Origin of the sequence: Aestuariimicrobium ganziense, assembly GCF_015352975.1 — a bacterium.
Taxonomy (GTDB): Bacteria; Actinomycetota; Actinomycetes; order Propionibacteriales; family Propionibacteriaceae; genus Aestuariimicrobium; species Aestuariimicrobium ganziense.
This window is the reverse complement of sequence record NZ_JACYIZ010000016.1, coordinates 1-1,109: the sequence shown is the minus strand read 5'-3', so window position 1 is coordinate 1,109 and position 1,109 is coordinate 1. Positions and strand designations below refer to the sequence as shown.

Genomic DNA, 1,109 nt, shown 5'->3' with positions numbered 1-1,109 from the left:
CTGCTGCTGTGGGTGGTGCCGCGTTGACGCTGGCCGCCTGTGGTGGCAGCGACGGCGGTACCGGTAGCCCCACTGGTGGTGGCTCCGGTGGCGCCGAGAAGGACTACCAGAAGAAGGAAGGCAAGAACTTCGGTGGCACGATCAGCTGGGGTTCGTGGGCCAACCCCGGTGAGGCCAAGCGCTTCAACGAGTACGCCGCCGACTTCAAGAAGAACTACGGCACCGATGTGAAGTTCCAGGTCGTGTCTGGTGACTACACCTCGAAGATCATGACCCAGCTCGCCGGTGGTTCGGCCCCGGACGTGTTCTACGTGGGCGACACCATGATGAGCAAGCTGGTCGAGAACAACTCGATCGTGGAGCTGTCGAGCTACCTGAAGTCGGATGCGACCCGTTCGCCGCTGAGCGAGTACCACACCAACCTGATGGAGTGGTGCGCGCCCAAGGGTGACGGCGTCTTCTACGGCGTGACCGTGGACTGCAACCCCGCCGCCTTCTGGTTCAACCAGGACCTGCTGGGTTCGGCTGGTGTGGCCGAGGATCCCGCTGCCCTCTATGAGAAGGGTTCGTGGAACAAGGCCGCGGTCGACGAGCTGTTCACCAAGGTGACCGCTGCCGGCAAGCGCGCCCACGTGCTCGAGTCGGGCTATGGTCACTGGCTGAGCTGGATGACCACCTTCGGTGGCAAGCCGTTCGCCGACAACGGCGACGCCCAGATCGACCAGGACGATGCCTGCATGAAGGCGATCGAGTGGATGTGGGGCCACCTCGACAAGGGCACCATGACCTACGGCGGTTCGCTGCCCAAGGGCCAGGGTGTCGACGCGCTGTTCTACGCCCAGCAGCTGGCGACGATTCCTTACGGCCGTTGGATCCTGCCGAACCTGAAGCAGCTGAAGTTCAAGTACGACATCGCCCCGTTCCCGACCGAGGCCGGCAACGAGATCCTGCCGACCGTCGTGTACGTCGCGGCCATGGGCGTCAACGCCAAGGCCAAGGACGTCGACCTGGCCAAGGCCTTCATGGCGATCTACACCGGTGTCGAGGGTCAGAAGTTCCGCCTGTCCGGTGGTGGCAACGCCGTTCCGTCCATCAAGGGTCTGGAGAAC

At 63.7% G+C, this 1,109-nt stretch carries 1 protein-coding gene; it reads left to right on the top strand.

All coding sequences use genetic code 11. The features are described 5' to 3' along the window. Nucleotides 1-1,109, top strand: a 1,109-nt coding sequence (locus IE660_RS15235; protein WP_203569242.1) for an ABC transporter substrate-binding protein, incomplete at both ends; no start/stop codon positions are given.